At 64.3% G+C, this 26,136-nt stretch carries 23 protein-coding genes; 16 read left to right on the top strand and 7 right to left on the bottom strand.

Features of this window, described 5'->3' with window-relative positions; genetic code table 11:
• Positions 1–14 precede the first annotated feature (14 nt).
• The 7 genes from GJ695_RS19125 to GJ695_RS19095 all read right to left on the bottom strand — a co-directional run bounded on the left by GJ695_RS19125 (position 15) and on the right by GJ695_RS19095 (position 10,379).
• Positions 15–917, bottom strand: coding sequence for a response regulator transcription factor (locus GJ695_RS19125; protein ID WP_154367491.1), 903 nt, complete (start codon positions 915–917; stop codon positions 15–17).
• A complete protein-coding gene (locus GJ695_RS19120) occupies positions 901–4,293 on the bottom strand; it encodes a hybrid sensor histidine kinase/response regulator (RefSeq protein WP_154367490.1) in 3,393 nt (1,130 codons plus the stop codon). The genes GJ695_RS19125 and GJ695_RS19120 overlap by 17 nt, the downstream gene beginning before the upstream one ends.
• A 69-nt stretch (positions 4,294–4,362) precedes the next feature.
• Complete coding sequence (locus tag GJ695_RS19115) at positions 4,363–5,037, bottom strand: flagellar brake protein (RefSeq protein ID WP_154367488.1); 675 nt, start codon at positions 5,035–5,037, stop codon at positions 4,363–4,365.
• A 204-nt stretch (positions 5,038–5,241) separates the two neighbouring features.
• Positions 5,242–5,991: a pseudouridine synthase gene (locus tag GJ695_RS19110; protein WP_208023415.1), complete on the bottom strand. Its 750-nt coding sequence runs from the start codon at positions 5,989–5,991 to the stop codon at positions 5,242–5,244.
• 22 nt (positions 5,992–6,013) lie between these two features.
• Positions 6,014–8,581, bottom strand: coding sequence for a [protein-PII] uridylyltransferase (locus GJ695_RS19105; RefSeq protein WP_154367486.1), 2,568 nt, complete (start codon positions 8,579–8,581; stop codon positions 6,014–6,016).
• A gap of 19 nt (positions 8,582–8,600) precedes the next feature.
• Positions 8,601–9,434, bottom strand: coding sequence for a type I methionyl aminopeptidase (gene map, locus GJ695_RS19100; protein ID WP_154367484.1), 834 nt, complete (start codon positions 9,432–9,434; stop codon positions 8,601–8,603).
• A gap of 135 nt (positions 9,435–9,569) precedes the next feature.
• Positions 9,570–10,379, bottom strand: coding sequence for an MHFG family PEP-CTERM protein (locus GJ695_RS19095; RefSeq protein ID WP_154367481.1), 810 nt, complete (start codon positions 10,377–10,379; stop codon positions 9,570–9,572).
• A gap of 369 nt (positions 10,380–10,748) precedes the next feature.
• Here GJ695_RS19095 and rpsB point away from each other — a divergent pair, with 369 nt between their 5' ends.
• From rpsB to GJ695_RS19015, 16 genes are all read left to right on the top strand, one after another.
• A complete protein-coding gene (rpsB, locus tag GJ695_RS19090) occupies positions 10,749–11,501 on the top strand; it encodes a 30S ribosomal protein S2 (RefSeq protein ID WP_154355642.1) in 753 nt (250 codons plus the stop codon).
• Positions 11,502–11,630: 129 nt separating this feature from the next.
• Positions 11,631–12,548 carry a translation elongation factor Ts gene (gene tsf, locus GJ695_RS19085; protein WP_154367479.1) on the top strand — a complete coding sequence of 306 codons (918 nt, stop codon included), beginning with the start codon at positions 11,631–11,633 and terminating at the stop codon, positions 12,546–12,548.
• Positions 12,549–12,669: 121 nt separating this feature from the next.
• The gene (gene pyrH, locus GJ695_RS19080; RefSeq protein ID WP_154367477.1) at positions 12,670–13,386 is read left to right on the top strand and encodes a UMP kinase; all 717 of its coding nucleotides are present in this window, start codon (positions 12,670–12,672) and stop codon (positions 13,384–13,386) included.
• Positions 13,387–13,410: 24 nt separating this feature from the next.
• Entirely contained in the window at positions 13,411–13,971 is a 561-nt protein-coding gene (gene frr / locus GJ695_RS19075) for a ribosome recycling factor (RefSeq protein WP_154367475.1), read from the top strand.
• Positions 13,972–14,130: 159 nt separating this feature from the next.
• A complete protein-coding gene (gene uppS / locus GJ695_RS19070) occupies positions 14,131–14,883 on the top strand; it encodes a polyprenyl diphosphate synthase (protein WP_154367473.1) in 753 nt (250 codons plus the stop codon).
• Positions 14,883–15,722, top strand: a complete 840-nt coding sequence (locus GJ695_RS19065) for a phosphatidate cytidylyltransferase (RefSeq protein ID WP_154367471.1) — start codon at positions 14,883–14,885, stop codon at positions 15,720–15,722. The genes uppS and GJ695_RS19065 overlap by 1 nt, the downstream gene beginning before the upstream one ends.
• Positions 15,723–15,732: 10 nt before the next feature.
• Positions 15,733–16,926: a 1-deoxy-D-xylulose-5-phosphate reductoisomerase gene (ispC, locus tag GJ695_RS19060; RefSeq protein WP_154367469.1), complete on the top strand. Its 1,194-nt coding sequence runs from the start codon at positions 15,733–15,735 to the stop codon at positions 16,924–16,926.
• Positions 16,923–18,278, top strand: a complete 1,356-nt coding sequence (rseP, locus tag GJ695_RS19055; protein ID WP_154367467.1) for an RIP metalloprotease RseP — start codon at positions 16,923–16,925, stop codon at positions 18,276–18,278. Before ispC ends, rseP begins: the two co-directional genes overlap by 4 nt.
• 40 nt (positions 18,279–18,318) lie before the next feature.
• On the top strand, positions 18,319–20,655 hold the full coding sequence (gene bamA, locus GJ695_RS19050; protein WP_154367465.1) for an outer membrane protein assembly factor BamA: 2,337 nt from the start codon (positions 18,319–18,321) through the stop codon (positions 20,653–20,655).
• A 67-nt stretch (positions 20,656–20,722) separates the two neighbouring features.
• A complete protein-coding gene (locus tag GJ695_RS19045; RefSeq protein ID WP_154367462.1) occupies positions 20,723–21,226 on the top strand; it encodes an OmpH/Skp family outer membrane protein in 504 nt (167 codons plus the stop codon).
• A 21-nt stretch (positions 21,227–21,247) separates the two neighbouring features.
• Entirely contained in the window at positions 21,248–22,303 is a 1,056-nt protein-coding gene (gene lpxD, locus GJ695_RS19040) for a UDP-3-O-(3-hydroxymyristoyl)glucosamine N-acyltransferase (RefSeq protein WP_154367461.1), read from the top strand.
• Positions 22,300–22,788, top strand: coding sequence for a 3-hydroxyacyl-ACP dehydratase FabZ (gene fabZ / locus GJ695_RS19035; protein WP_090179371.1), 489 nt, complete (start codon positions 22,300–22,302; stop codon positions 22,786–22,788). The genes lpxD and fabZ overlap by 4 nt, the downstream gene beginning before the upstream one ends.
• A 2-nt stretch (positions 22,789–22,790) precedes the next feature.
• The gene (gene lpxA / locus GJ695_RS19030) at positions 22,791–23,582 is read left to right on the top strand and encodes an acyl-ACP--UDP-N-acetylglucosamine O-acyltransferase (protein WP_154367459.1); all 792 of its coding nucleotides are present in this window, start codon (positions 22,791–22,793) and stop codon (positions 23,580–23,582) included.
• Positions 23,566–24,729, top strand: coding sequence for a lipid-A-disaccharide synthase (lpxB, locus tag GJ695_RS19025; RefSeq protein ID WP_166455205.1), 1,164 nt, complete (start codon positions 23,566–23,568; stop codon positions 24,727–24,729). Before lpxA ends, lpxB begins: the two co-directional genes overlap by 17 nt.
• A complete protein-coding gene (gene rnhB / locus GJ695_RS19020) occupies positions 24,726–25,346 on the top strand; it encodes a ribonuclease HII (protein ID WP_166455204.1) in 621 nt (206 codons plus the stop codon). Before lpxB ends, rnhB begins: the two co-directional genes overlap by 4 nt.
• Entirely contained in the window at positions 25,343–26,128 is a 786-nt protein-coding gene (locus GJ695_RS19015) for a TrmH family RNA methyltransferase (RefSeq protein ID WP_166455203.1), read from the top strand. Before rnhB ends, GJ695_RS19015 begins: the two co-directional genes overlap by 4 nt.
• Positions 26,129–26,136 lie beyond the last annotated feature (8 nt).

Here is a 26,136-nt window from a genome sequence, read left to right as displayed (position 1 = left end):
TGCCAAAAAGCCAATCAGGAGCGCTCGATCCTGGCCAGCGCCACGGAGGCGGCGGAGGTGCGGGTTTCGACGCCGAGTTTGACGAAGACGTGTTCCAGGTGCTTGTTGATGGTGCGCGGACTGGTGCCGAGGATGTCGCCGATGTCGCGGTTGGTCTTGCCCTTGATGACCCAGTTCAGCACTTCCGATTCGCGCTGCGTCAGCTTGAAGGAGGCCATCAGCTTTTCGATTTGCGCGGTGTCGGATTCCTCGCGCAGCACGATCATCCACTGCTCGTTCTCGCTGAACTCCGCCGCCGAAAAGATCAGGCGCCGCGCGCCGCGCGCCAGCGTCAATGGCGGATGCGATAAGCCCTGGCTGTGCGCCAGCTGGGTCGCCTGCAACCACGCCGGCAGTTCGGCATCGGCCATATAGCCCTGCATCAGCGTGCGCGCCAGCGGCGTTTGCCAGACCACCTTGCCGTCACGCGGCGTCATGGCGATGACGGCGTTGCCGAACGCGTCCAGCGCGCTGCGGGCCTGGTCGACCAGCTTCGCGGTCTGCATGTGGGCGGCGATACGGGCCAGCACCTCGCTGGTGCGCAGCGGCTTGGTCACGTAGTCGTTGCCGCCGGCGTCAAACGCGGTGACCACGTGTTCGGCCTCGGTCAGCCCGGTCATGAAAATCACCGGAATGTGGCGCGTGGCGAGATTGGCTTTCAGCTGGCGGCAGGTTTCGAAGCCGTCCATGCCGGGCATGATGGCGTCCAACAGGATGATGTGCGGCTGCGCCTCGGCCGCGCGCAGCAGCGCCGCTTCACCGTTGTTCGCCACCAGCACCGTGAAGCCCGATTCGTCGAGCGCATCGTGCAGCACCGCCAGGTTCTCCGGGACGTCGTCCACCACCAGCACCACGCCTGCTTCAGTGTTGAAGTTCATCGTTGTTGTTCTCTCTGACAAAGTCCGCCATCGCATCTAATTGGAAGCGGGCGGCAAAGTTGCGCATGGTTTGCGTGAAGTGCTGGTAGCGCGGATCGAGCGCGCCGATTTCGTCCAGCTTGTTCTGTATGCCGCGCACGTAGCCGATGCGTATCAGCTCGCGCAGCGAGGCCATGACGGCGGACGGCGGAAATACCAATATCGGCGGCGCGGCAGGCGCCACCGGTTCCGCCGGCGCCTGCGTGATCCATTCCAGCGCCAGGCGCGCGCCGATCCAGTCCAGCAGCTCTCCCACGTTTACCGGCTTGATGAAGAAGTCCTCGGCGCGGATGGCGGCGGGATTCTCCATGCCCTTGTCGAAGGCATTGGCCGAGACGATGGCGATCGGCACCGCCGACATCTGTTTGCGGCGCAGGATGTAGCTCGCCTCCCAGCCGTCCATGCCGGGCATGGCCAGGTCCATCAGGATCAGGTCCGGCTGGAAGCTGGCGTACAGGTCCAGGCATTCCAGTCCCGACGCGGCCTGCGCCACTTCAAAGCCCAGCGGTTGCAGGATGTTGTGCAGCAGTTCGCGGTCGACGTTTTCGTTATCGACCACCAGGATGCGGCGGCGCGGACCGCGATAGCCGGTGCGTTGCCGCGCCTCGCCGGCCAGCAGCGCGGCGCGCGTGGCGCGGCCTTCCGGCACGTGCACGCTGGGCAGGAACAGCCGCACCTGGAAGGTGCTGCCCTGCGGCGTGGTGCGGACTTTCAGTTCGCCGCCCATCAGCTGCGTCAGCATGCGCGCGATCGGCAGGCCAAGGCCGGTGCCGCTGGCATTGGCGTGGGCGCTGGCGCTGCCGCGCGAGAACGGTTCGAAGATGTGATCGATTTCCTCTTGCAGGATGCCCGGCCCGCTGTCTTCAATTTCCACCGACGCCATCTCGCGCGCATATTGCAGCCGCATGACGATACCGCCATGGCTGGTGAACTTGACGGCGTTGCCGAGAATGTTGATCAGGATCTGGCCCAGCCGCTTGCGGTCGGCGCGCACGCAGGCCGGCAGCACGCCGGTCAGCTCGTAGCGGAAGCTCAGGCCCTTGTTGGCCGCCTGCAGTTCGAACATGCGCACCACCTGGCCGATGAAATCCGGGAAGTCCAGCTCCTTCATGTCGAAATTGAACTTGCCGCCCTCGATGCGGGCGATATCCAGCGTGCCTTCGATCAGCGACAGCAGGTGTTCGCCGCTGTTGCGGATCACGCGCACCGCCTGCTGTCGGTGCGCCGGAATGGCCGGATCGTTGTCCAGCAACTGCGCGTAGCCGAGGATGGAATTGAGCGGCGTGCGGATCTCGTGGCTGATGCCGGCGATGTAGCGACTCTTGGCCTGATTCGCCAGGTCGGCCGCCTGCTTGGCCTGTTGCAGCTGGGCGTCGGTCTGTTGGTGCAGCTCGATCTCGCGCGTCAGCAAACCGGTCTGGCGGTTGGATTCTTCCTGCGCCACGCGCCGGCTTTCGCTGGTCAGCACCAGCCACCACGCCACGATGCCGCTGGCCAGCAGCAGCGCCGCGAAGATCTTGAAGAACACCAGCCGCAGCTGCGGCAGCAGCGCTTCCGAACCTGGCGGCAGCACCGACTGCTCGTGATAGTAGATCAGCCCAAGCAGCGCGCCCAGCGACAGCACGGTGACGATCATCAGCAGCAGGTAATGTCCCAGCCCGCTGCTCAGGTAGCGCCACAGCGATTGCGGCAGCAGCGCGCGCATCGCTTCCTGCCACTGCACGGCGACGCGCGCGTGCGGCTTGCAGGTGTCGTTGCAGCGCGCGTCCAGGCAGCAGCACAGCGAGCAGATCGAGCCTTGATACGCAGGGCAGTGCGCCATGTCGTCGGCCTCGTACTCCTTCTCGCAAATGACGCAGGTCTTGCTGTGGATGTGCTCCGGCTGGCGCGCCATGTAGTATTTGCCGCGCGTGGCGAGCGCGATCAGCGGCGACGCCACGAAGGCCGTCAGCAGCGCGATGAAGGCCGAGAAGGCGTGCGCCTGCTGGCCGAACAATCCCATGAACGCGGCGATCGACAGGGCCGACGCCAGCAGCATGGCGCCGACGCCGACCGGATTGATGTCGTACAGGTAGGCGCGGCGGAATTCGATGCCTTTCGGGCTGAGGCCCAGCGGCTTGTTGATCACCAGGTCCGCCACCACCGCCGTGATCCACGAGATGGCGATGTTGGAGTACAGCCCGAGCACCTGGTCCAGCGCCTGGAACACGTCCAGCTCCATCAGCAGCACGGCGATCAGCGCGTTGAACACGGCCCACACCACGCGGCCCGGATGGCTGTGCGTCAGCCGCGCAAAGAAGTTGGACCACGCCAGCGAGCCGGCGTAGGCGTTGGTCATGTTGATCTTCACCTGCGACACCACCACCAGCAGCGCGGTGGCCGCCAGCGCCACCTGCGGCTGCGGGAACACCAGCCCGAAGCCGACCAGATACATATGGGTGGGATTGACCGCCTGCTCCAGCGGCACCGCCACGCTGATGGCCAGATACGCCAGCAGCGCGCCGCCCAGCATCTTGGCGATGCCCAGCACGATCCAGCCGGGACCGGCCACCAGCACGCCCAAATGCCAGCGCAGCCGGTTCTCGCGCGTCTGCTGCGGCATGAAGCGCAGGAAGTCGACCTGCTCGCCGATCTGCGTGATCAGCGCCACGCCGACCGCCGTCGCCGCGCCGAACATCAGCACATTGAACTGGCCGTTGGCGCCGTCGCGGCCGGCGTAGTGCAGCAGTTCGGCCGGCAGTTCCGGGCGCTTGATCCAGATGGCGATGAAGGGCAGGGCCATCAGCACCAGCCACACCGGCTGCGTCAGCATCTGGATGCGGCTGATCAGCGTCACGCCGTGCGTCACCAGCGGGATCACCGCCAGCGCGCTGACCATGTAGCCGAGCCACAGCGGCATGTGGAAATACAGCTCCAGCGCATAGGCCATGATGGCCGCTTCCAGCGCGAACAGGATGAAGGTGAACGAGGCGTAGACGAAGGACGAAATGGTCGAGCCGATGTAGCCGAAGCCGGCGCCGCGCGTCAGCAAGTCCATATCGACGCCGTAGCGCGCCGCGTAATAGCTGATCGGCAGTCCGGTCAGGAAGATGATCAGGCCCACCGCCATGATGGCCCACAGCGCGTTGATGAAGCCGTAGTTGACGCTGATGGTGCCGCCGATCGCCTCCAGCACCAGGAACGAGATCGCGCCGAAGGCGGTATTCGAGACGCGGAACACCGACCACTTGCGGAAGGCGCGCGGCGTGAAGCGCAGCGCGTAATCCTCGATGGTCTCGTTGGCCACCCAGGTGTTGTAATCGCGGCGGATTTTGACGATGCGCTGTGTGGTGGTCATAAAAAAAGCAGCTAGTGGACTAGCTGCTTTTCAAGCAAGGAACGTGCCGTCGGCAGCGCTCCACCATGATCAACGGTGGTGCTTGCCGCTGTTGAGTTTGTCGAGCAGGCGCTTCAGTTCTTCTTCCATCGCCGGCGACAGGTTGATGAACTGGCAGCCGATCTGCACCTGCTCGCCCAGCAGGAAGGAGCGGAAGGTGCGCGACAGGCGGATTTCCAGGTCGGCGATCATCACCGAGTCCGGGCCCAGCTCCAGCCGCACGCGCTGCAGCTTGCGGCCGATGTGCAGGCCGACCGCGTCGCGCGGCGCGGCGCGCATGCCGACGCCGCCCGCCGAGAAGTCGTACAGCTGCAGCTCATACGGCTTGCCGTTCAATACGAACGAGGCCATGTAGTAGACGCCCAGTGGCGTTTCCAGCCGCGCCGAGGCGCGCCGGTTCAGCACCAGGCACTTGAGCGGGAATTCCAGCGGCAGCACGGTTGGCTCGTTGGGCTTGCTCGGCCACTCGGTCGAGGTCAGCGTGAACTGGATCTTGGCCGAACGCAGCCAAGCCACGAAGGTGGCGTCGCCGGGCGGCAGGAATTCGCCCTCGTTGAGCTCCACCTCGAAATACGGATTTTCCGGATCGACCGACTTGATGCGCGCCATCACCACGTTGGTGGAACTGGACGGATAAATCGAGATCGGCTCGCCGCTATCGGCCAGCAAGGTCAGGGCATCACCGATGTCATGTTCATCGGTCATGTCGTGCGGCTTCGAACCCGTCGCAATGGGCTCCACAGCATCTTTTAGGCTGGGGGGACCGCGACGGAATTCATTAGGTATAGGATCGTTCACGACGGCATATCTCTTTGATAATGACTCTACAATGCGAGGTCGATCTGCGCAGTTTACAGTGGATTCCGCTTTTTGGCTTGCAAAAGAGCAAGAATTTTTATCCCTCTGTGGTCAGAAGCGTTCATCCGGCCGCAAATAACGCCATTGGCCGACCGGCAAGTCCCCCAGTTTCACTTTGCCGATGCGAACTCGTTTCAATCCAACAACTTTCAAGCCCACCATGTCGCACATGCGGCGGATCTGGCGCTTCTTGCCTTCACGCAGCGTGAAGCTCAACTGGTCGTCGTTCTGCCAGCGCACCTTGGCCGGCAGCAGCGGCTTGCCGTCCATCCACAGGCCGTGGTTCAGCTTTTTCAGGTCGCTGTCGGGCAGCTTGCCCGGCTTGGTGTACTCGACGCGCACCAGGTATTCCTTGTCGACCTCGGTGGTCTCGCCGATCAGGTGCTTGGCCACGCGGCCGTCCTGGGTCAGCACCAGCAGGCCGACCGAGTCGATGTCGAGCCGGCCGGCCGGCACCAGCGAGCGTAGCTGCGTCGGGTGGAACAGTTCCGGCGACGGATCGTCCGGCCAGCGGTTTTCCGGCTTGACCAGCACCACGGCCGGCTGGTAGCCGTCCTCGGCCTGGCCGGAGACGTAGCCCATCGGTTTGTTGATCAGGATGGTCACGCGCTTCGACTGTTCGGCCGCCGCCTGGCGCTCGACGGTGACGTGCTGGCTCGGGTAAATCTTGGTGCCCAGTTCGGACACGACTTTGCCGTCGACCCGGACCCAGCCGCGCGCGATCCATTCATCGGCCTCGCGGCGCGAGCACAGGCCCAGTTCGGACATGCGTTTGGACAGGCGGAGTAATTCTTCAGACATGGTAGCTTCTTTAAAACAGGGGTTAAACCTTGATGGCGTCCAGCAGGTCGGTTTCCAGCTGGATCTGGTTGCGGGCGCTGCCCAGCGCCGCGCCGTCGATCAGGAACACGTCTTCCACGCGCTCGCCCAGGGTCATGACCTTGGCCGTGTGCAGGTTGAGCTTGTACTTGGCCAGCACGTTGGCGATCGCGTACAGCAGGCCGGTGCGGTCGTTGGCCGCCACCGACAACAGATAGTATTGTCCCCGCTCGTCGGGGCGCAAGTCCACTGTCGGTTGGATAGGGAAGGTGCGCGACAGGCGCGACAGCCGGCCCTTGCCCGGCGCCGGCAGCGGCTCGGGGAAGGTCAGCAGGCCGCACAGCTCGTGCTCGATCAGGCTGATGATGTCGCGGTAGTTCTTGGCGAAGTTCTGCTCGGTGACCAGGAAGGTGTCGAGCGCGTAGCCGTGGCGCGTGGTGTGGATCTTGGCGTCGAGGATGGAAAAGTTCTTGCGGTCGAAATAGCTGCAGATGCGCGCGAACAGGTCCGGCTGGTCCTTGATGTAGACGGCGATCTGCAAGCCTTCGCCGATCGGCGCCAGGCGGCACTTGACCACCGGCTGCTCGCTGTTGAGGCGCTCGTACAGCGCGCGCGTCTGCCAGGCGATGTCGGAGGCGTCGTGGCGCAGGAAGTAGGCGACGTCGAGCTGCTTCCAGAACGCCTCGTGGGCGTCCGGCGCCAGGCCGTACAGGCGCAGGGTGGCCAGCGCTTCCTGCTGGCGGTTGCGCAGTTCGTTGTCGGCGCTGTGCGGCTCGCCGCCCAGCACGCGCAAGGTGATCTTGTACAGGTCTTCCAGCAGCTTGGCCTTCCAGGCGTTCCACACCTTGGGGCTGGTGCCGCGGATGTCGGCCACCGTCAGCAGGTACAGGCCGGTCAGGTGGCGTTCGTCGCCGACCAGCTTGGCGAAGGCCTGGATCACGTCCGGATCGGACAGGTCCTGCTTCTGCGCCACCTGCGACATGGTCAGGTGGTTCTCGACCAGGAACACCACCAGTTCGGTGTCCTCGTCGCTCATGCCGTGCTCGCGGCAGAACTGCTCGGCGTCGGCCATGCCCAGCTTGGAGTGGTCGCCGCCGCGGCCCTTGGCGATGTCGTGGAACAGCGCCGCCAGGAACAGCACCCACGGCTGCGGGAAGTTGGCCATCAGCTGGCTGCAGAACGGGTATTCGTGCGCGTGCTCGGCCATCGTGAAGCGGCGCATATTGCGCACCACCATCAGGATGTGCTGGTCGACCGTGTAGACGTGGAACAGGTCGTGCTGCATCTGGCCGACGATCTTGCGGAAGTTGGGCAGGTAGCGGCCCAGCACCGACAGGTCGTTCATGCGGCGCAGCGCGTGGATGATGCCGCGCGGCGCCTGCATGATGCGCAGGAACAGCGAGCGGTTGACCGGATCGGCGCGGAACGCGGCATCGATCTGGAAGCGTTCGTGCCACAGCGCGCGGGTGGCGCGCGCCGTCATGCCCTTGAGCGACGGCCGCTCGGTCATCACCAGGAAGATCTCCAGCATGGCCGACGGCGTTTTTTCAAACGTGTCGTCCTCGGCGATGTCGATCAGGCCGTTGACGTCGTTGAAGCGCTCGTTGATCGGCACCGCCACGCCTTCCGATGGGAACAAGCGCTCTTCGATGTTCTGCAGCAGGATGGTGTTGAGCTGGGTGACGGTCTTGGCGGCCCAGTAGTAGCGCTGCATCAGGTATTCGCTGGCGCGCCGCATGTTGGCGCCGCTGCCGGTGGCGGTCAGGCCCAGCGACTCGGCGATCGCCGTCTGCACGTCGAACACCAGGCGGTCCTCGCGCCGCCCGGCGTGCAGGTGCAGGCGCACGCGGATGTCCTTGAAGGCGCGTTCCTTCTCCATCAGCTGCTTGGCCTCGGTCTGCGTGATCAGGCCGCTGGTGGCCAGCGTGCGCCACGAATTGGCCAGCCCGGCCGCCTTCACCAGCCACAGGATCACCTGCAGGTCGCGCAGGCCGCCCGGGCTTTCCTTGCAGTTCGGCTCCAGGCTGAAGGCCGTGTCCTCGTACTTGGCGTGGCGCTGGCGCATCTCCAGCAGCTTGGCGTGGTAAAAGGCGCGCGGGTCCATCGCCGCGTGGTAGCGGTGCTGGAGCTCGGCGAACAGCTGCTCGTCGCCGCAGATGATGCGCGCTTCGAGCAGGCTGGTTTGCACCGTGATGTCGGCCGCCGATTCGGTCAGGCACTCGTCCACCGTGCGGATGCTGTGGCCGATCTCCAGGCCCAGATCCCACAGCAGCTGCACCAGCTCTTCCAGCCTGGCCGTGGTGGCGGCGTCCGGCGCGTCCTGCAGCAGGATCAGCAGGTCGACGTCGGAATACGGGAACAGCTCGCCGCGGCCGTAGCCGCCGACGCCGACCAGCGCCGTGCTGTCCGGCAGGCCGGCCGTGTGCCAGGCCGTGGTCAGCACCGCGTCGACGCTCTGGCGCAGGCTGCGCAGCAGCTTTTCCGGCATGCCGTCTTCCTTGAAGGCGGCGATCACGATCTGGCGATCGGCCTTCAGCTGGCGCTTGAGCTGCTCGCGCAATTCGTTCTTCATCACGGCCGCGTTCACGGGATTACGCCGCCTTGGCGGAATGGGCCGACCCTGCGCCGGTGACAAACGCCGGCGGCGGCGGGCTGCCGGCCGACAGCGTCAGCACCTCGTAGCCGCTGTCGGTCACCAGGATCATGTGTTCCCACTGCGCCGACAGGCTGCGGTCCTTGGTCTTGATGGTCCAGCCGTCGCCCATTTCGCGGATTTCGCGGCGGCCGGCGTTGATCATCGGCTCGATGGTAAACACCATGCCGGCTTCCAGCTTGACGCCGGTGCCCGGGCGGCCATAGTGCAGCACTTGCGGCTCTTCGTGGAACACCTTGCCGATGCCGTGGCCGCAGAACTCGCGCACCACGCTGTAGCCGGCTTTTTCGGCATGCTGCTGGATGGCGTGGCCGATGTCGCCCAGGAAGGCGCCCGGCTTGACCTGCTCGATGCCCAGCCACATGCACTCATAGGTGACGTCCGACAGGCGTTTGGCCAGGATCGACGGTTCGCCGATGAAGAACATGCGGCTGTTGTCGCCGTGATAGCCGTCCTTGATGACGGTGATGTCGAGGTTGACCACGTCGCCCTGTTTCAGCACCTTGTCGCCCGGAATGCCGTGGCAGATGACGTCGTTGACCGAGGTGCAGATGGCCTTGGGGTAGGGCGTGTAGCCCGGCGGCGCGTAGTTCAGCGGCGCCGGAATGGTGCCCTGGACGTTGACCATGTATTCGTGGCACAGGCGATCCAGCTCGCCGGTGGTGACGCCCGGCTTGACGAAGGGGGTGATGTAGTCCAGCACTTCGGAGCCGAGGCGGCCGGCCACGCGCATGCCTTCGATATCTTCGGCGGTTTTGATGGAAATAGACATAGTGGATCGCAATCAGCAAGGTAAACGGTGAAGACGCCACGCGCCGTCCGCAGGTGGCGGACGGCGCATGGCGTGCCATATATGGAAATTATAAACGACGCCGGGGCCTGCGCGTGCAGCCCCGGCAGGGGACGCCTAGCGGGCGGCGCCGGCGGCGGCTTTGGCGCGGCGGCGCGCGGCCCAGCCCATCAGTCCCAGGCCGCCCAGCAGCATGGCCCAGGTGTCGGCTTCCGGCACGGCGGTGTGGATGATGCCATCGCCGCCGCCGTTGATGCCGATGCCGAACGCCATGCGGCGCGCATACTGGTCGGCCAGGCTGTCCAGGTCCAGCTCGTCGCTGAGCACGAACTCCTCGACGCCGCCTTCGCTGGCGCCGCTGCTGGCCAGCTGCCGGCGGTTGCCGGCGTTATCGGCCGGATCGAAGTTGTCCAGCGGGCCGGTCATTTCCTTGTCCGGCAGGTCCGGGTCGATCAGGCTGATGTCGGCAAACTGCGGCACCGGCGCCTGCTCGTCGGCCGCGCTGGCCGCCGCCACGGCCGGGCTCTTCGGCGCCAGCTTGCTGATGCGGCTGACGTTGCCGCAGATCCTGGGCACCAGGATGCAGTGTTCGCCCACGCAGTACACGGCGGCCGGTTCGGCGCGCGACGCCGCCCACTTGCTGCGGGTGACGCTGGCGCACACCGAGGCGGCGCCGAAGTGCATGTCATGGATGGCGGGGTCGTAGTCGCTCTTGCCGGCGATGGCGTCGCGCGTGATGGTGACGCTGTCGTCGGCCTGACGCTCCTCGATGCGGCGCTTGAGCGTGCTGCGCACCGCCGCCGGAATGTCGGTGTAGCGGTCGATGGCGGCCGCGGGGCTGCCGGTGTACGGGTTTTGCCCCGGGCGATCCCAGGAACAGGTAGGCTGGATGGCTGCGGCGAGGGCGGCGGCTAAGAATACGGACATGATGGCGATCTTTCGAAAAGGACGCTATCGCAGGGTTTGGGCGCAACGAAATACTTAATTTACCGGAACGATATTTTCTATAATGATATTACAGTTCAGGCATCTTTTGTACTTCTTGGTGGAATAATTTGATGCACCGTACCATTTTAGTGCACGCCCGTGCGGCGCCGCACCGGCGCGGGGCGTCGCGCCAGAGTGAGAACGCTTGCCCAAGTGGTTGTTTTTAGGGTAGAATCTCGGGTTGCTTGAATTCGGTTTAGGCAATGTTGTTAATTTTATTTATTTAAACACGCGAATCCGTTCGACAAGGGTGCCTGGGCAACTGCCTGGGTCACTGACCGGATTCCAGAACTAACCCTGGAGTATATTATGTCCGTAACTATGCGCGAAATGCTGGAAGCCGGTGTCCACTTCGGTCACCAAACCCGTTTCTGGAACCCAAAGATGGCGCCGTTCATCTTCGGTCACCGCAACAAGATCCATATCATCAACTTGGAAAAGACGATGGGTATGTATCAAGAAGCGATGAAGCACGTGAAACAGGTTGCCGCTAGCCGTGGCACCATCCTGATGGTCGGCACCAAGCGTCAAGCACGCGAGATCATCGCTGCTGAAGCCCAGCGCGCAGGCGTTCCTTTTGTTGACCAGCGTTGGCTGGGCGGCATGCTGACCAACTTCAAAACCATCAAAACCTCGATCAAGCGCCTGAAAGACATGGAAGCTGCCGTGGCCGATGGTTCGGTTGAGAAACTGTCGAAAAAAGAAGCGCTGATGTTCCAACGCGAAATCGTCAAGCTGCAAAAATCGATCGGCGGCATCAAAGACATGGGCGGCGTTCCTGACGCAATCTTCGTCGTTGACGTTGGCTACCATAAAGGCGCCATCACCGAAGCCGCGAAACTGGGCATCCCAGTCATCGGCGTGGTCGATACCAACCACTCGCCAGAAGGCGTGCAGTACGTCATCCCAGGCAACGACGACTCGTCGAAAGCCATCACGCTGTACGCCCGTGGCGTGGCAGACGCGATCCTGGAAGGCCGTGCCGCTGCCGGTAACGAAGTAGTTGAGCTGGTGAAAGCCGCAGCCGGCGACGAATTCGTCGAAGTCAGCGAACAGGCTTAATCGTTCCTGATTGGCTGTAAGGAAAAAGGGGTGGCCAACAGCTCCCCCTTTTTTTTAACGTAAATGGTTGGAGCGCGCCGCAGGCGCCGCTCACCATCCCCACCGAATATCGAAATACAGGAGAAACACATGGCAGCTATTACCGCAGCAATGGTAGGCGAACTGCGCGCGAAAACCGACGCGCCTATGATGGAATGCAAAAAAGCACTGACCGAAGCCGAAGGCGACATGGGTCGTGCGGAAGAGATCCTGCGCGTCAAGCTGGGTGGCAAGGCTGGTAAAGCCGCCAGCCGCATCACCGCTGAAGGCGTGGTCGCCACCTACATCGCCAACGGCGTCGGCGCCCTGGTCGAAGTGAACTCGGAAACCGACTTCGTTGCGAAAAACGACGACTTCCTGAACCTGGCCAACACCGCCGCCCGTCTGGTGGCTGAAAAGAACCCGGCCGACGTGGCTGCCCTGCTGGCCCTGCCAGCTGGCGACGAAGGCAAGACCCTGGACGAAGTGCGCGCTGCCCTGATCGGCAAAATCGGCGAAAACATGTCGATCCGTCGCTTCCAGCGTTTCGAAACGACCAACAAGCTGGCCTCGTACCTGCACGGCACCCGCATCGGCGTGATGGTGGAATTCGACGGCGCCGACGAACAAGTCGGTAAAGACGTGGCCATGCACATCGCTGCCATGAAGCCAGTGTCGCTGTCGGCTGACCAGGTTCCTGCCGAACTGATCGAAAAAGAGCGCTCGGTTGCGCAACTGAAAGCGGACGAAGATGCAGCCGCCGCAGTGGCCGCCGGCAAACCAGTCCAGCCTGCCGACATCGTCGCCAAGCGCCTGGAAGGTTCGGTGCAGAAGTACCTGAAAGAAGTATCGCTGCTGAACCAGGCTTTCGTGAAAAACGACAAGCAATCGATCGAGCAGATGCTGAAAGAAAAAGCCACCACCGTCAAGGCGTTCGCCATGTACGTGGTGGGTGAGGGCATCGAGAAGAAGGTCGATGACTTCGCCGCCGAGGTGGCCGCTCAAGTGGCCGCTTCCAAAGGAGCGTAATACAAGAAAACGGGCCGAGAGGCCCGTTTTTTTAAGCCCGCAGCAGTGCCCGGCGCCGGGCGAGGTATCATAGGCGCCGGCAGACTTACCCCGAACAACCAATCAATAGGAGCCCCGTCTCATGTCCAAACCAGCCTACAAGCGCGTCCTCCTTAAATTGTCCGGCGAAGCCCTGATGGGAGATGATCCCTACGGCATCAACCGCGGCACGATCGAGCGGATGGTGGCTGATGTGGCCGAGGTCGCGAAACTGGGCGTGGAACTGGCGATCGTCATTGGCGGCGGCAACATCTTCCGCGGCGTCGCCCCCGGCGCCCAGGGCATGGACCGCGCCACCGCCGACTACATGGGCATGCTGGCCACCGTGATGAACGCGCTGGCCCTGGCTGACGCCATGCGCCATGTCGGCATCACCGCGCGCGTCATGTCGGCGATCGGCATCGAGCAGGTGGTCGAGCCGTATGTGCGCCCGAAAGCGCTGCAGTACCTGGAAGAAGGCAAGGTCGTGGTGTTTGCGGCCGGCACCGGCAACCCGTTCTTCACCACCGACACCGCAGCGGCGCTGCGCGGCTCGGAAGTGAGCGCGGAAATCGTGCTGAAAGCCACCAAGGTCGACGGCGTCTACACCGCCGATCCGAAAAAAGACCCGAACGCCACGCTGTACCACTCGATCAGCTTCGACGAAGCGATCGCCAAGCACCTGCAGGTCATGGACGCCACCGCCTTCGCGCTGTGCCGCGACCAGAAACTGCCGATCAAAGTGTTCTCCATCACCAAGCCGGGCGCGCTGATGCGCGTCATCATGGGCGAGGATGAGGGTACACTGGTTCACGTTTAATTTAAAGATAACAGGAGAGCAGCAATGTCCGTAGCTGACGTTAAAAAGAGCGCGCAAGAGCGCATGGTCAAATCGCTGGAAACCCTGCGTGCCGATCTGGCCAAGGTGCGTACCGGCCGTGCCCACACCGGCATCCTCGACCACGTGACGGTGGACTACTACGGTAGCCCGACCGCCATCAGCCAGGTGGCCAACCTGACCCTGGTCGACGCCCGCACCATCGGCGTGCAGCCGTTCGAGAAAAAAATGGCCGGCGCCATCGAGAAAGCCATCCGTGACGCCGACCTGGGCTTGAACCCGGCCTCGCAGGGCGACATGATCCGCGTGCCGACCCCGCCGCTGACCGAAGAACGCCGCAAGGAAATGGTCAAGCTGGTCAAGGGCGAGGGCGAGGACGCCAAGATCGCGGTGCGCAACATCCGCCGCGACGCCAACGAAGGCTTGAAAAAGCTGGTCAAGGACAAGGCGATCTCGGAAGACGACGAGCGCCGCGGCACCGACGACATCCAGAAGCTGACCGACAAGTTCATCGTCGACATCGACAAGATGCTGGCGGAGAAGGAAAAAGAAGTTCTGACGGTGTAAAACCCACAGGCGCCAGCAACTGAATTAGCACCTCGTCCGAGGGGTCGGACCCCGTACGGGGTCCGACCCCGCCGCGCGCCGGTTGCCGGGTTCGATTGCTGGCGTCTTGTCTTTTTGTCTCACACCTGCAATACTTTATACTTTGGCACCGAAGTTTTCATGAAATATACGAGTTCGACTACCGAGGTTCCAGACGCACCGGCCGTGCCGCGCCACGTGGCGATCATCATGGACGGCAACGGTCGCTGGGCAACCAAGCGTTTCCTGCCGCGCGTCGGCGGACACGTCAAGGGCGTCGATGCCGTGCGCACCGTGGTCGAGGCCAGCGCCCGCCGCGGCGTCGAATACCTGACCCTGTTTGCCTTCAGCTCGGAAAACTGGCGCCGCCCGGAAGAAGAAGTGTCGTTGCTGATGCGCCTGTTCGTCACGGCGCTGGAGCGCGAAGTCTCCAAACTGCACGCCAACAACATCCGCCTGCGCGTGGTCGGCGACCTGTCCCGCGCGGACGAGAAGCTGCAAGGCATGATCGCCGCCGCCGAACGCAAGACCGCCGCCAACACCCGCATGACGCTGACCGTCTGCTTCAACTACGGCGGCCGCTGGGACATCATGCAGGCCGTCGGCCAGATGGTCAAAGCCCATCCCGGCGCCACCGACTTCAGCGAAGAGCAGCTGGCGCCGCACCTGGCCATGGCCTACGCGCCCGAGCCGGACCTGTTCATCCGCACCGGCGGCGAACAGCGCATCTCGAATTTCCTGCTGTGGCAGCTGGCGTATACCGAGCTGTTCTTTACCGACACCTACTGGCCGGACTTCTCCGCCGCGTGTCTCGACGAGGCGATCGCCTCCTACCAGCACCGCGAGCGGCGATTCGGCCGCACGGGTGCGCAACTGGCTGAAAAGACAAACTGATGCTGAAAACGAGGATTATTACCGCTGTGGTCTTGCTGGCGGTGCTGCTGCCGGTCCTGTTCTTCAACTATTTCCCCGCGTTTGCCCTGGTGGTGACGCTGTTTGTCGGCGCCGCCGTGTGGGAAGGCGCCCGCCTGTTCGGCCTGACCGAGAGCCGCGCCCGCGTGGCCGGCTTCATCGGCGGCGCGCTGTTCGTGGCGCTGATGTACGCGGCCAAGCCGGGCGCCGTCAACGCGCTGTACGGCGTGGCCGCGCTGCTGTGGATCATCCGCTACGCGCCGACGCTGGGCCTGGGCCTGCCGCCGCTGGGCGGCGCCGCCAACTGGTCGCTGTCGATCACCTTCGGTTTCGCCGTGTTCGCCGCCTTCTTTGCGCTGGTCGGCCTGTACCTGCATTCGCCGCTGTATCTGCTGTCGGTGATGGTGCTGGTGTGGGTCGCCGACATCGGCGCCTACTTCTCCGGCAAGGCCTTCGGCAAGCGCAAGCTGGCGCCAAGCATCTCGCCGGGCAAGTCGTGGGAGGGCGCCATCGGCGGCGCCATCGCCGTGCTGGCGCTGGCCGCGCTGTCGATCGTGCTGGCCCACGGCGGCGCGCCATGGCTGCAGGATACCTTCGCCGTCAGGCTGCAGGCCCGCTTCGGCTGGGCGCTGGCGCTGCTGATGCTGCTGGTGATCGTGATCTTCTCCGTCATCGGCGACCTGTTCGAATCCCAACTCAAGCGCCGCGCCGGCATCAAGGACAGCAGCAACCTGCTGCCTGGCCACGGCGGCGTGCTTGACCGTGTGGACGCCCTGATCCCGGTGCTGCCGATGGCCGCGCTGATCACGTCCTGGCTCTGAAAGAATTCCCATGCAACGTATTACCGTTTTAGGCGCCACCGGCTCGATCGGCGTGTCGACGCTGGACGTGGTGGCGCGCCATCCTGAACGCTACAGCGTCTACGCCCTGTCCGCGCACAGCCGCGTCGATGAACTGGCGGCGCAGTGCGTGCAGTTCCGTCCCGCGCGCGCGGTGGTCGGCAGCGCCGCCGCCGCCGACCAGCTGGCGGCGCTGCTGCGCGCGGCCGGCGTCAAGACTGAAGTGGAGTGGGGCGAGCAGGCCTTGTGCAGCATCGCCAGTGCGTCCGAGGTCGACAGCGTGATGGCCGCCATCGTCGGCGCCGCCGGCCTGGCGCCGACCCTGGCCGCCGCCCGCGCCGGCAAGAAGATCCTGCTGGCGAACAAGGAAGCGCTGGTGATGTCCGGCCAGCTGTTCATGGACGCCGTGCACGAATCGGGCGCCGTGCTGCTGCCGATCGACAGCGAACACAATGCCATCTTCCAGTCGATGCCGCAGTTCGGCGGCCGCGTGCCGGCGGTGCGCGACGACGCGGCCGGCGTGGCCAAGATCCTGCTGACCGCTTCCGGCGGCCCGTTCCTGACGCGCGACGTCGCCACGCTCGACGCCGTGACGCCGGCGCAGGCCTGCAAGCATCCCAACTGGTCGATGGGCCGCAAGATCTCGGTCGACTCGGCCACCATGATGAACAAGGGCCTGGAAGTGATCGAGGCGCACTGGCTGTTCGGCGCCCCGGCCGACCGCATCGAAGTGGTGATTCACCCGCAATCGGTGATCCACTCGATGGTGTCCTACGTCGACGGCTCGGTGCTGGCGCAGCTGGGCAACCCGGACATGCGCACGCCGATCGCCCACGCGCTGGCCTACCCGGAGCGCATCGCCTCCGGCGTGGCGCAGCTTGATCTGACGCAGATCGCCACGCTGCAATTCGAAAAGCCGGACTTCGCGCGCTTCCCGTGCCTGGCGCTGGCGTTCGACGCGCTGCGCGCCGGCGGCACCGCGCCGGCCCTGCTCAACGCCGCCAACGAGGTGGCGGTGCAGGCCTTCCTCGACCTGAAGATCGGCTTCCGCCAGATCGACCGCGTGATCGCGCAGGTGGTGCAGCAGCTGCCGCACGGCGCCGCCCACAGCATCGACGCGGTGCTGGCGCAGGACGCCGCCGCGCGCGCCGCCGCCGACACCATCATCGCCGGACTGGCCCCATGAACTTCCTGCAAACCGTGCTGGCGTTTGCCTTCTGCCTCGGCTCCCTGGTGACGATCCACGAGCTGGGACATTACCTGGTGGCGCGCTGGTGCGGCGTGAAAGTGCTGCGCTTCTCGGTCGGCATGGGCAAGGTGGTGTGGTCGCGCCGTTTCGGCCCGGACCAGACCGAATGGGCGATTTCCGCGCTGCCGCTGGGCGGCTACGTCAAGATGCTGGACGCGCGCGAGGGCGAGCTGACCGGCCTGCCGGAAGCGGACCTCCAGCGCGAATTCACGCGCCAGAACGTCTGGAAGCGCATCGCCATCGTGGCCGCCGGCCCGCTGGCCAACTTCCTGATCGCCATCCTGCTGTACGCCGGCCTGTTCATGCACGGCGTCGAGGAACCCAGCAGCAAGATCAGCGTGCAGGCCGATGCCAAGGCCTGGCAGGCCGGCCTGCGCAACAACGACGTGGTGGTGGCGGTCAACGAACAGCCGGTGCGCGTGTGGTCCGAGCTGCGCTGGCAGTTCATGCAGTCGGCCATCGACCGGCACGCGGCGCGGGTGGCGGTCGAGCGTCCGGGCCAGGGCCATGTCAACCTGACGCTGCCGGCCGAACTGCTGGCCGGCCTGAATCTCGAAGGCGACGTGCCGGGCCAGCTGGGCATCGGCGTGGCGCGGCCGCCGCCGGTGGTGCTGCAGGTGATCGCCGGCGGCGCGGCCGAACGCGCCGGCCTGCTGGCGGGCGACCTGCTGATCGCGGTCGACGGCGTGGCGGTCGGCGACAGCCCGGCCTTCATCGACAGGATCCGCGCCGCGCCCGGCAAGGCGGTGCTGGTGACGCTGCAGCGCGCCGGCCAGCCGGTGACGGTGAGCGTGGTGCCGGAAGCGGCCCAGGCAAAATCCGGCAAAGGAACTGTAACAGTCGGTAAGATCAACGCGGAGATCGCAAACCGCCCGGATATGATCAAGGTGGCATCTTCCCCGGTGGCGGCGGTCGGCAAGGCGGTCGGGCGGGTGTGGGAGACCTGCACCATGACGCTGAAAATGATCGGCAAAATGGTCACCGGCGAGGTCTCGCTGAAAAACGTGACCGGACCGATCACCATCGCCGATTATGCCGGCCAGACCGCACGGATGGGGATGGAGTACTACCTGAGCTTCATCGCCTTCATCAGCATCAGTCTTGGCGTGATGAATTTGCTGCCGATTCCCGTTCTAGACGGGGGGCATTTGCTGTATTATTCGCTGGAAGTTTTAACTGGGCGTTCTGTGCCGGAGCGTGTTGGAGAAATTGCGCAGCGCCTGGGCATGGGGTTGTTACTGACTCTGATGCTGCTGGCGGTGTTTAACGACGTCGCCCGGCTGCTGTAGCTGTAACTGTGTAGTTCTCGTTGATTAGCCATTGAACCCGATGAAAAGATATTCTGACCGTATTACTTCCACTTCCTTGCGCCGCAGCCTGATCGGCGCCGCTGTCCTGGCACTGTGCAGCGGCAGCGCGCTGGCCGTCGAGCCCTTCGTCATCAAAGATATCCGCGTCGAAGGCATTCAGCGTACGGAAGCCGGTACGGTCTTCAGCTATCTGCCGGTGCGCGTCGGCGAGACCTTCAACGACGACAAGTCGATCACCGCCATCAAGGCGCTGTACGCCACCGGCTTCTTCAAGGACGTCAAGCTGGAAAAGGACGGCCAGGTGCTGGTGGTGCTGGTCGAGGAACGCCCGGCCATCGCCAAGGTGGACTTCACCGGCACCAAGGAATTTGAGAAAGACACGCTGGTCAAGGCGCTGAAGGATATCGGCGTCGGCGAGGCGAAGATCTTCGATAAGGCCTCGGTCGACCGCGCCGAGCAGGAACTGAAGCGCCAGTACCTGTCGCACGGCCTGTACGGCGTCAAGGTGGTCACCACCGTCACGCCGCTGGAACGCAACCGCGTCAACATCACCTTCACGGTGGACGAGGGCGAGATCGCCAAGATCAAAGAGATCAACATCGTCGGCAACAAGGTGTTCTCGGACAAGGAACTGAAGGAAAACCTGGCGCTCAACACCGGCGGCTGGTTCAGCTGGTACACCAAGGCCAACCAGTACTCCAAGACCAAGCTGACCGGCGACATCGAGTCGCTCAAGTCGTTCTACCTGAACCGCGGCTACATCGAGATGAACATCGACTCGACCCAGGTCTCGATCACGCCCGACAAAAAAGACATCTACATCACCATCAACATCACCGAGGGTGAGCAGTACAAGGTGTCCGGCATCAAGTTCGAGGGCGAGACCTTCGGCCGCGAGGACGAGCTGCGCCAGCTGGTGCTGCTGCGCAAGGGCGAGACCTATTCGGGCGAGCGCCTGACCGCCACCAACAAGCTGATTTCGGACCGCCTGGGCACCTTCGGCTACGCCTTTGCCAACGTCAACGCCGATCCGAACATCGACCGCGAAAAACGCGAGGTGGCGTTCACCTTCTTCATCGACCCGGGCAAGCGCGCCTACGTGCGCCACATGAACATCGCCGGCAACACCTCGACCCGCGACGAAGTGATCCGCCGCGAATTCCGCCAGTTCGAGTCGAGCTGGTACGACGCCAACAAGATCAAGCTGTCGCGCGACCGCGTCGACCGTCTGGGCTACTTCAAGGACGTCACCGTCGACACGCCGGAAGCGCAGGGCACCTCGGACCAGGTGGACGTCAACCTGACCGTGACCGAACGCCCGACCGGCAACTTCCAGATCGGCGGCGCGTTCTCGCAGTCGGAGAAGTTCTCGTTCCAGGCGGCGATCCAGCAGGCCAACTTCGCCGGTTCCGGCACCACCGTGGGCCTGGAGCTGAACACCTCGAAGTACAGCCGCACCATTTCGTTCTCGCAGACCGACCCGTACTACACCGACGACGGCGTCTCGCGCGGCTACGAGCTGTATCTGCGCACGCAACAGCCGCCGGCGCTGAACATCGGTTCGTACACGATTAAACAGCAGGGCGGCCGCATCAGCTACGGCGTGCCGTTCTCGGAAGTCGACACCGTGTTCTTCGGCATCGGCCTGGAACGCTCGAAGATCACCACCGACGCCACCTCGCCGACCCGCTTCCGCGAATACGTGACCACCATTACCGGCATCGCCAACGGTATCGGCACCGCGTCCACCAACGCCGTGCCGCTGACCATGGCCTGGGCGCGCGACAGCCGCGACTCGGCGGTGACGCCGACCATCGGCCGCTACCAGCGCGCCAACCTGGAACTGGACGTCGTCGGCCAGCAGAAATACTACCGCGCCGTGTACGAGCACCAGTGGTACAAGCCGCTGTTCTCGAAAGTCACGCTGGCCCTGAAGGGCGAGATCGACTACGGCCACGGCCTGGGCAACAGCAGCTACCCGGTGTTCAAGAACTTCTACGCCGGCGGTATCGGTTCGGTGCGCGGCTACCTGAGCTCCTCGCTGGGCGCGGTCGACTACACCTACGGCGATGCGCTGGGCGGCGCCTCGCGCCTGATCGGCAATGCCGAGCTGCAGCTGCCGTTCCCCGGCTCGGGCCAGGACCGCAGCCTGCGCTGGTTCGGCTTCCTCGACAGCGGCCAGGTGTACCAGGAAGGCCAGAAGATGCGCGCTTCCGAGCTGCGCTACTCGACCGGTCTGGGCATCAGCTGGATTTCGCCGGTGGGTCCGCTGAAACTGAGTTATGCTAAGCCGTTGAACGCCAAGACCGGCGACCGCCTGGAACGCTTCCAGTTCCAGATGGGTACAGGCTTCTGATGTTGGTAATGCCTGAAAGTATCAATTTTTATTTCGGAGAAACAAGTTGAAGACTGCATCCGCAACCATGACCAAATATCTCGCCGTGCTTGCACTGGGCTGGTGTGCATTGGCGCCGGTGCAGGCGCAGACCTCGGCGTCGCGCATCGCCTGGATCAGCCCGGAACGCATCTACAACGAATCGAAGCTGGCCAAGCTGGCCGGCGAGAAGTTGCAGGAGGAGTTCAAGAGCCGTGAAAAAGCGATGAACGAAATGGGCGCGCGCCTGAAGACCGCCTCCGAAAAGCTGGAAGCCGACGCCCCGACCCTGAGCGAGGCCGACCGCGTCAAGCGCCAGCGCGACGTGTTTGAGCTGGACAAGGAATACCAGCGCCGCCAGCGCGAATTCCGCGAAGACCTGAGCCAGCGCACCAACGAGGAGCGCCAGGCGATTTCGGAAAAGGCCACCAAGATCATCAAGCAACTAGCCAATGTCGAAGGCTTCGACATCGTGCTGCAGGATGCGGTCTGGGCCAGCCCGCGCATCGACATCACCGAGAAGGTGCTGGCGGCGCTGGACAAAGACAAGTAATAACCAAGATTGGATCTCCCGATGGGCACTCGACTAGGAGCATTGGTCGAACGCTTGGGCGGACAGCTGGTGGGCGACGCGAACCTGGAAGTGTCCGGGATCGCGCCACTGGCGGAAGCCGGCGTTTCGCACATCAGCTTTCTCAGCAATAGCAAACTGCGCGCCGAGGCGTTGCAGAGCCAGGCGGCGGCACTGATCGTATCGGCCGCCGATGACGCGTTCATCGCCGCCGGTTTTAGCGGTGCGCGCATCGTCGTCGCCAACCCGTATGTGTATTTCGCCCGCGCGGCGCAGTATTTCGAATCGCTGACGGCCGTGGTGCCGGCGCCGGGCGTGCACGCCACGGCGGTGGTGGCGGCGAGCGCCAAGGTGGCGCCGTCGGCCCACATCGGCGCGCGCGTGGTGATTGAAGAGGGCGCGGTGATCGGCGAGAACGCCGTCATCGACGCCGGCTGCTACATCGGCCGCGATGCCGTGATCGGCGCCGACACCCACTTCTTCGCCAACGTCACCTTCCACGCGCGCTGCCAGATCGGCAAGCGCGGCATCCTGCATTCGGGTGCGGTGATCGGCACCGACGGTTTCGGCTTCGCCAACGAGGGCGGCGTCTACATCAAGATTCCGCAGACCGGGCGCGTGATGATCGGCGACGACGTCGACATCGGCGCCAACACCAGCGTCGACCGCGGCGCGCTGGCCGACACCATCATCGAGGATGGCGTCAAGCTGGACAACCAGATCCAGATCGGCCACAACTGCCATATCGGCGCGCACACGGCGATGGCCGGCTGCGTCGGCGTGGCCGGCAGCGCCAGGATCGGCAAGTACTGCACCTTCGGCGGCGCGGCCATGGTGCTGGGCCACCTGACCATCGTCGACAAGGTGCACGTCGGCTCGGGCAGCATGGTGTCGCGCTCGATCCTGGAACCAGGCCAGTACACCGGCTTCTATCCGCTGGCCAAGAACGCCGAGTGGGAAAAGTCGGCGGCGATCGTCCGCAACCTGTCGACCATGCGCGAGCGTATCCGCGCGCTGGAAAAAATAATCAAGACCAAAACCGAGAATAACGAATCATGACCACTACTGAAAACAAGACGATGGACATCTGCGAGATCAAGTCCTACCTGCCGCACCGCTATCCGCTGCTGCTGGTCGACCGCGTGCTGTCGTACGAAGAAAACAAGTCCATCACCGCCATCAAGAACGTCACCGTCAACGAAGAATTCTTCAACGGCCACTTCCCGCACAAGCCGGTGATGCCTGGCGTGCTGATGATCGAAGCGATGGCGCAGACGGCGGCGCTGCTGTCGTTCAAGACCATGGGCATCAAGCCGGACGAGAACTCGGTGGTGTACTTCGTTGGTATCGACAACGCCCGCTTCAAGCGTCCGGTCGGTCCTGGCGACCAGCTGAAGATGGACATCGAGATCGTGCGCGTGTCGCGCGGCATCTGGAAATACAAGGCGGTCGGCTCGGTCGACGGCCAGACCGCGGTGGAAGCGGACCTGATGTGCACCATCCGTAACGCGGCCGACGCGTCGCAGCCCGCCGCAGGACAGTAATCATGGCCAAGATACACGCCACCGCTGTCGTCGACAGCAAGGCCGAACTGCACGACAGCGTGGAGATCGGCCCGTATTCCGTGGTCGGCCCGAACGTCGTCATCGGTTCCGGCACGGTGGTCGGCCCGCACGTGGTCATCGAAGGCCACACGACCATCGGCAGCGACAACAAGTTCTTCCAGTTCTCGTCGATCGGCGCCGCGCCGCAGGACAAGAAGTGGAACGGCGAGCCGACCCGTCTGACCATCGGCGACCGCAACACCATCCGCGAGTTCTGCACCTTCAACACCGGCACGGTGCAGGACAAGGGCGTGACCTCGCTCGGCAACGACAACTGGATCTCGGCCTACGTCCACCTGGCGCACGACTGCCAGGTCGGCAGCAACACGATCTTCTCGAACAACGCGCAGATCGCCGGCCACGTCGAAATCGGCGACTGGGTGATCATGAGCGGCTTCGCCAATGTGCACCAGTTCTGCAAGATCGGTGCGCACGCGTTTGTCGGCATGAGCACCTCGCTGACGCAGGACGTGCCGCCGTTCGTGCTGTTGAACGGTAATCCGGCGCAGGCGCACGGCGTCAACATCGAAGGCCTGAAACGCCGCGGCTTCACGCGTGAGCAAATCAACGGCATCCGCGCCGCCTACAAGATCATCTACCGCTCCGGCCACACGCTGGAAGAAGCCAAGGCGGCGCTGATCGCCGAAGAGGTGTCGGTGCCGGAAGACGTGGCGCTGCACATGCGCGCCATGCGCGAGTTCCTCGATACCGCGAGCCGTGGCATCGTCCGCTGACAAGCTGTCGTTGGCCCTGGTGGCGGGCGAGCCGTCCGGCGACATGCTGGCGGCTCGTTTGCTTTCCGGCCTGCGTCCGCACCTGCCGGAGGCGCGCTTCCACGGCATCGGCGGCCCGCAGATGATGGCGCAGGGCTTCGAATCGCACTGGCCGATGGACCAGTTGACGGTGCGCGGCCTGCTGCCGGTGCTGATGCGCTACCGCGAGCTGAAAGGCATCCAGAACACGCTGCGCGACCAGTTGCTGGCCGAACGGCCGGCGGCCTTCATCGGCGCCGACTATCCCGGTTTTAACCTCGGGCTGGAAGAGCAACTGAAGGCGGCCGGCATTCCGACCATCCACTACATCGGCCCGCAGATCTGGGCCTGGCGCGGTGGCCGCATCAAGAAAATCATCAGCGCGGTGTCGCACATGCTGGTGGTCTTCCCGTTCGAGGAAGAAATCTACAGGCAGGCCGGCGTGCCGGTCAGCTATGTCGGCCACCCGCTGGCCGAGCTGATTCCGCTGACGCCGGACGAAGGCGCCGCGCGCCGCGCGCTGGGCATGCCGGAAGACGGCAACGTGGTCACCATCATGCCGGGCAGCCGCATGTCCGAATTGAAGTACAACACCGTGGCCTTTGTGCAGGCGGCCAGGCTGCTGAAGGCGCGCGACCGCACGCTGCGCTTCGTCGCGCCGATGGCCGGCGAACGCCAGCGCGCCTACTTCCTGGAACTGGTGGCGCAGGCGGGCTTGCAGGACGTCGAGATCCAGCTGCTGGACGGCCAGTCGCACACCGCGATCGCCGCCGCCGATGCGGTGCTGGTGGCCTCCGGCACGGCGTCGCTGGAGGTGGCGCTGTTCAAGAAGCCGATGGTCATCGCCTACAAGATGATGGAACTGGAATGGCAGATCCTGCGCCACTTCGGCTACCAGCCGTGGATCGGCATGCCGAACATCCTGGCGCGCGAATTCCTGGTGCCGGAGCTGCTGCAGCACGCCGCCAATCCGGAAGCGCTGGCTGAAGCGATGTGGAAGCAGCTGAGCGATGCGCCGCACCGCCTGCGCCTGGCGCAACGGTTCACCGACATGCATCACAGCCTGCTGCGCAATAGCGCGGTGGAAAGCGCAGCCGCTGTGCTGCGCGTCATTGAAAGAGCAAAGTGAAGAATCAAACTCTGGGCCTGTTCGACGACCTGCCGGCATCGCCCGATGAAATCATCTGCGGCGTCGACGAGGCGGGACGCGGTCCGCTGGCCGGCCCGGTGTTCGCGGCCGCCGTCATCCTCGACGTCTCGCGTCCCATCGAAGGCCTGCGCGACTCGAAAAAGCTGACCGAAGCCAAGCGCGACATGCTGGCGCCGCTGATCAAGCAGCACGCGCTGGCGTGGGCGATTGCCGAGGCGTCGGAAGAAGAAATCGACAAGCTGAATATCCTGCAGGCGTCGATGCTGGCCATGCGCCGCGCGGTGGAAGCATTGAGCACCGTGCCGACGCTGGCCCTGATCGACGGCAACCGCTGCCCGGTGATGAAAATCCAGAGCATCGCCATCGTCGGCGGCGACGACAAGGTGGACGCGATTTCCGCCGCCTCGATCCTGGCCAAGACCGCGCGCGACGCCGCGCTGGTGACGCTGCACGCGCAGTATCCGCAATACTGCTTCGACCAGCACAAGGGCTACGGTACCGCGCTGCACCTGGAACGCCTGCGCGAGCACGGACCGTCGCCGGTGCACCGCCGTTCCTTCGCGCCGGTGCGCGCGCTGCTGGAGGTGAATCTGTGAAGACCATCACCTCGCGCGACAACGCCCAATACAAGGAACTGGTCAAGCTGGCCGGCAGCTCGCAGGCGCGCCGCAAGTCCGGCCGCACGCTGCTCGACGGCGTGCACCTGTGCCAGTCGTACCTGCAATTGCGCGGCCTGCCGGAGCAGTGCGTGGTCAGCGAAGGCTCGCTGCAGAATCCTGAAGTGATGGACATCATCGGCCAGCTGGAAGCCCAGCGCGCGCACGTGCTGGCGTTGCCGGATGCGCTGTACAACGCCGTCAGCCAGGTCGAACACGGCGTCGGCGTGATGTTCATGATCGGCACGCCGGAGCGCGCGGTGACGGCGCCGGTGAGCGTGTCGGCGGTGCTGCTGGATGGCGTACAGGATCCCGGCAACGTCGGCTCCATCCTGCGCAGCGCGGCGGCGGCGGGCATCACGCAAGTCTATTGCAGCGCCGGCACGGCGTTCTGCTGGTCGCCGAAAGTGCTGCGCGCGGCGATGGGCGCGCACTTCGTGCTGGATATTTTCGAAAATGTCGACCTGGCGGAACTGGTGCGCGGTGCCAGGGTGCAGACCCTGGCCACCAGCGGTTATGCGACGCAGCGCCTGTACGACGTCGACCTGCGCGCGCCGACCGCCTGGCTGTTCGGCCACGAAGGGCAGGGCGTGGCGGACGATCTGCTGTCGATGGCGACGCACCAGGTGGTGATACCGCACCTTGGTCAAGTGGAGTCGCTCAACGTCGCCGCCTGCGCAGCGGTTTGCTTTTTCGAGCAAGTAAGGCAGAATCAGGCCTAAGCACACTT

Origin of the sequence: Duganella alba, from assembly GCF_009674495.1 — a bacterium.
Classification (GTDB): Bacteria; Pseudomonadota; Gammaproteobacteria; order Burkholderiales; family Burkholderiaceae_D; genus Rugamonas; species Rugamonas alba.
The sequence above is the reverse complement of the archived record's forward strand: the minus strand, read 5'-3'. Positions and strand labels throughout refer to the sequence as shown.